Annotated in this window: 3 protein-coding genes and 1 pseudogene; 1 reads left to right on the forward strand and 3 read right to left on the reverse strand. The window is 71.6% G+C overall.

Annotated elements, in window-relative coordinates; genetic code table 11:
* Nucleotides 1-215: 215 nt before the first annotated feature.
* Complete coding sequence (gene mutM, locus ACLEQD_RS36650) at nt 216-1,118, reverse strand: bifunctional DNA-formamidopyrimidine glycosylase/DNA-(apurinic or apyrimidinic site) lyase (RefSeq protein ID WP_410390535.1); 903 nt, start codon at nt 1,116-1,118, stop codon at nt 216-218.
* 151 nt (nt 1,119-1,269) lie between these two features.
* Between mutM and ACLEQD_RS36655 the strand changes: the two genes are divergently transcribed.
* Nucleotides 1,270-2,094 (forward strand): M48 family metallopeptidase, encoded by an 825-nt coding sequence (locus ACLEQD_RS36655; RefSeq protein ID WP_410390536.1) that lies wholly within the window; start codon nt 1,270-1,272, stop codon nt 2,092-2,094.
* 171 nt (nt 2,095-2,265) lie between these two features.
* On the opposite strand, the gene ACLEQD_RS36660 is transcribed toward ACLEQD_RS36655, so the two are convergent.
* Both ACLEQD_RS36660 and ACLEQD_RS36665 read right to left on the reverse strand, forming a co-directional pair.
* Nucleotides 2,266-3,663 (reverse strand): chloride channel protein, encoded by a 1,398-nt coding sequence (locus tag ACLEQD_RS36660; protein WP_410390537.1) that lies wholly within the window; start codon nt 3,661-3,663, stop codon nt 2,266-2,268.
* A 90-nt stretch (nt 3,664-3,753) separates the two neighbouring features.
* Nucleotides 3,754-4,802 (reverse strand): annotated as a pseudogene (locus ACLEQD_RS36665) (YihY/virulence factor BrkB family protein).
* Between the last annotated feature and the right edge of the window lie 269 nt (nt 4,803-5,071).

Raw genomic sequence — 5,071 nt, forward strand, 5'->3', positions numbered from 1 at the left:
GCGGCGGGCGCGGGGGCGGGAGACCCGGCGGGCGCGACTCCTGGGGTGCCGAGGGCGCGCCACCATCGGGCACCGGCGTCTGCGCGGTGGCCGTGGACGAGGCGACGAGCAGCGCCGCCAGCAGGACGTGAGGCATGGTCAACGGTCTCCGGGGCCGCGACATGACGCGGCCGGGTGTAAAGGGCGGGCGATTCAAGCCATGCACCCCTGGGGTGTCAACGTCTACGGGAGCGGGGCTTCGTACTTGCAACGGCGGGGGCCGTCCCCTTCCCCGCCGCCGGCCCCTTCCGGGACGCGCGGGAGGCAACGCTGGAGAGCGGCTGACATTTCGGACAGAAATGCGTGGTGCGCCCACCCTGGGTGAAGGACTCCACCGTCGTCCCGCACTTCGGGCAGGGCCCCTCGGCCCGCCCGTAGACGCGGAAGCGGTTCACGGAGCCGGCCTCCTCCAGGTAGGTGATGTCCTCGCCCTCCTGTTCCTTGAAGGCGAAGTCGAAGGCGGCGTGGATGGCCTTCGCCAGGTGCTTCCAGTCGTCGGGCGTGAGGGTGCCGGGCTTGCGCGCCGGGTGCAGGCCCGCCCGGAAGAGGGCCTCCGCGGCGTGGATGTTGCCCAGGCCCGCGACGCGGCCCTGGTCCATCAGCGCCACCTTCAGGTCCTGCTTCGAGTCCCCCACCGCCTCCTGGAGCTGGGGCCCGGTGAGCCCGTCGGTCAGCGGATCCCGCCCCAGGGCCTTCACCGAGGGCAGCTCCCACAAGTCCTTCGCGGGCACGGGCTCCATCCGGCCGAAGAGGCGTGGATCAGCGAAGTGGACCACGTGGCCGTCGTCCAGGTGGAAGCGGGCGCGGCTGTGGGGGACGGCCTCCCCCTGCTTGCGGCGCACGAACTTGCCCGTCATCCCCAGGTGGGCCATCAGGCCGTGGCCGCCCTCCAGGGTGAGGAGCAGGTACTTGCCCTTTCGCTCCAGGGCCTGCACCCGCCCGGTGAGCCGGGTGAAGCGCGCCAGCTCCGCGCCCCGGAAGACGCGGGTGGCGTCCGCTTCCGCGCGCACGATGCGGTGGCCCTTGAACCAGCGCTCCAGGTTGCGGCGGGCGATCTCCACTTCCGGTAGCTCAGGCATCCGGGCGGGGGCATACCACCGGACTGTTTCCGGCGCATGTCCCCCGGTGGATGCCGCGCGGGGAAGGCGCTTGCCCGGGCGTGGGGGCGCGGCTACGACGGGCCGCGCACGCTTCGCTTCCACCACTTCAGCAAGAAGGGACGACTCGCCCATGCAACGGATGGTCACCGCACTCCTGACCCTCACCCTGGCCTCGGGCCTCTCCACGGGCTGCACCAAGCAGCGCGTGGGCGCGGAGAAGGCGATTGCCAGCGTCCTCATCTCCGACGAGCAGGAGAACCAGCTCGGCCTCCAGGTGAAGAAGGAGCTGGAGACGAAGGAGAACGTCAAGTACGTGGAGGACCCGGCGGTGCTGGACTACGTCCGGAGCATCGCCGCGCCCATCCTGTCGCAGGCCAACAAGGACCGCTCCGGGGTGAAGTGGAAGGTCAACGTCATCGACGACCCCAAGACGGTCAACGCCTTCGCCACGCCGGGCGGCTTCCTCTACGTGTACACGGGCCTCCTGCTCGCGGCGGACACGGAGGCGGAGCTGGCGGGCGTGTTGGCGCACGAGGCGGGCCACGTGGTGGGCCGGCACTCCGCGCGCGCCATGGTGAACGCCTACGGCCTGCAGGCCATCACCCAGGCGGCGCTGGGCCAGAACCCCGGCACCGCGGCGCAGATCGCCGCGCAGCTGGTGGGCGGCGGGCTGCAGCTGGCGCACGGCCGCAGCGAGGAGACGGAGGCCGACGAGTACGGCGCGAAGTACTCGTCCGCGGCGGGCTTCGACCCCAACGGCCTCATCTCCTTCTTCCAGAAGCTCCAGAAGGAGCAGGGCTCCACGCCGGGCGTGCTCAAGTGGCTGTCCACGCACCCCACCAACGAGGACCGCATCGCGCACCTGCGGAAGGTCATCGCGCAGAATGGGTACAACGGCGGCCGCGACGCCCCGGGCGGGCTGACGGCCATCCAGGCCAAGCTGCCCAAGCAGTAGGCGACGCCCAGTCGTGCCGGTGGGGGTGAAGAGGGCGAGCCGGATGACGGCAGGCAGGGCGGCGGCACCGCGCACCGCCCACCTGCGCGAGAAGGACTTCGCCCTTGCCCGGGCTTGCGCCTCCAGGGCCAACACCCCCGGCCGCGCGCCGGCGTGCGGCCCGCCTCCCGCTCACGCTCCCGAGACGGGCACCGCCGCCACCGCCTGCACGCGGCGCTGTTCGTTGTAGACGGACAGCCGCAAGGTCAGCACGTAGGTGACGCAGCAGGCGAGGACGGCGGGCGGCCCGTAGGCGGAGCCGAACACCTCCAGCACCAGGGCAATGGCCGCCAGCGGCACGCCGACCACCGCCACCAGGGCGGAGGCGATGCCGACCACCACGAACACCGTCACGTCCGCCGGCCCCGTGCCCGTCACCGACGCGAGGAACTGCGCCGTGGCCGCGCCCGACACGCCCCCCAGCACCATGGAGGGAATGAGCATGCCCGCCGAGCCCCCCGACTGCACCGTGAAGCTGGTCGTGAGCAGCTTTCCGCCGACGATGAGCAGCAGGTACCACCACAGCGACAGCGTCCCCGGCGCGCCCGTGAGCAGCTGGGCGATGGTGTACTCCCCCATGCCCAGCACGTGCCGGAAGTCCATGCCCGCGCCGTAGGAGAGGCCCCCGGCCACCAGGACGGTGCACAGCGCGCCCATGGCGCCGCGCAGCATGGGGCTGGCGCGCTCCACCACCTTGCGCGTGTGCTTCATCGTCAGGCCGAACAGCAGCGCGATGGGCGCGGACACCGCCACTGCCACCAGCGCGGTGAGCCCGTACTCCCCCAGCGTGTACGTGTGCGCGTGTGGCGGCGCCACGAAGATGGGCTTGAAGCCGAGGAAGCGGTTGTTGAGCGCATACGCGACGATTCCCGCCAGCAGGCAATACGCCAGCTTCCGGTAGACGATGCGGTTGCCGTAGACGACCTCCAGCGCGAAGAGCGCCGCGGTGAACGGCGCGTTGAGCAGCGTCCCCACCGCCGCGGCGATGCCCGCCAGCTGGCAGGTGCGCAGCGTGTGCTCGGAGCGGGCGCGCGTGAGGCGGGCCACGCCCGCGCCCAGCGACTCGCCCACCAGCACCACGGGCCCCTCCAGCCCTCCCGACGCGCCGGTGCCCAGCGTCAGCAGCGTGGCCACCGCCTTGCGCAAGGCGAGCTGGATGGCGGGCAGCGAGTAGCGCGGGCGCGGGTTGTCCGCCGGGTCCTCGTAGGTGAGGTGGTAGTTGCGGAGCGCGACATCCACCCCGTCCGAGGCCACGTCGCTCCAGCCGGACCAGCGGTTGAGGACCCCCCTGAGCAGCCCGCCCAGGAGCAGCACCCCCGCGAGCACCAGCGGCGCCCACCAGGCGCTCCCCCCGGTGGCGAACGCCAGCAGCGCGTCGCTGGAGGCATGGACGCCCTGACGCAGCGCCGAGCACACCCCCCAGATGAGCACCGTGCTCAGCACCACCCTGCCCACCGTGCGGAGCACCGTGTCCCAGGAGTCGTGAAGGGCACGCTGTTCCTCATCCAGGGGTTCGCGACGACCGGCCATGGAGCGGGAGGCTACTTTGTTTGAGAACAAAGTAAACGCCAGGGGCGGTTCGCCGCTGTCCCCGGCCCGTGCGTCCGGTGCCGGGGGCGGTCAGTGCATGGGCGGGTTGTCGCTCCCGTCCGGCGCGAGGCCCGGGGGCTCCGGGTCCTTGCCCTCCGCCACCCGGCGCTTGCGTTTGAAGAGGGCCAGCCGCGTCTTCCGGGCGCTGGCGGCGCTCTTGGCGGCGCCGGGGGTCTTGAGGGGCGGCTCCAGGGGCGCGGGCTGGCCGAAGTCGCGCGCGCCCTTGGCCTTCCCCTCCGCGGAGGCGTGTTCGAGGATGCGTTGAGCTCCCCGCCGAGGATGAAGATGAGCCCGGAGATGTAGAGCCACAGCAGCAGCACCACCACGCCACCGATGGAGCCGTAGGTGACGTCGTACTTGCCGAAGTGCTCCACGTACTGGGTGAAGCCCCAGGTGCTGCCCAGCCACGCGAGCGTGCCCAGCACGGAGCCCGGGGTGATGTACTTGAAGCGCTGCTTCACGTCCGGCAGCAGGTAGTAGCAGAGCGACAGCATCAGCATCACCAGCGCCGCGGTGAAGGGCCAGCGCAGCCAGGACCAGACGAGGTGGAACTCGTCGATGAGCGCCAGCTTGTCCGCCACCCACGCCCCCACGCGCCCGCCCAGCAGCAGGATGGCGAAGGACAGGGGGATGAGCAGGCCGCCCATCAGCGTCACGGCCAGCGCCAGGCCCTGCGTCTTCCAGTAGGGCCGGGACTCCGACACGTCGTAGGCCAGGTTGAGGGCCTTGCGCAGGGCGTCCACGCCGCGCGACGCGGTCCACAGCGCCACGAGCAGACCCACGGTGAGCAGCTTGGGGCGCGTCTCCCCGACGACGGCCGTCAGGTGCTGGCTGACCACGCCCATGGCGTCGCCGGGCACCAGCGGACGGATGCGATCCATCATCGCGTCCACGGCGCCGGGCGCGAACGGCAGGTACGCCACCAGCGTGACGAGGAAGAACAGGAACGGGAACAGGGAGAAGATGAAGTAGTAGGACAGCTGCGCCGCCACGTCGGTGACGGTGTCCTCTTCAATCTCCTTCCAGAAGCGCCGCGCGAACTCCCTCCACGTCAGGTACTTGAGCCGTGGCAGCCCCATGTGGTTCCCCCTCCGGGTCTGTGGGGAGCCAATGTGTGAACGGGCCGGGCATTCGGCAGCAGGCGGCCGGGCGGGCGCTCGCGGCCGGAAGGCGCCGGGTGTTGAACGCTAGACGAGTCCGGAGGGCAGGTAGCGGCCCAGCAGCGGACGCAGGCGGCTCTTCACCTCCGCGGGGATGCGCGTGCGGTCGGTGAAGATGGCCAGCGCCAGCGCGCTGGCGCAGCGGCAGGAGGCGGGCGCGCTGGCGATGCGGGGCAGCGCGCGGCGCA

Origin of the sequence: Corallococcus sp. 4LFB (genome assembly GCF_046520365.1) — a bacterium.
GTDB classification, from domain to species: domain Bacteria; phylum Myxococcota; class Myxococcia; order Myxococcales; family Myxococcaceae; genus Corallococcus; species Corallococcus caeni.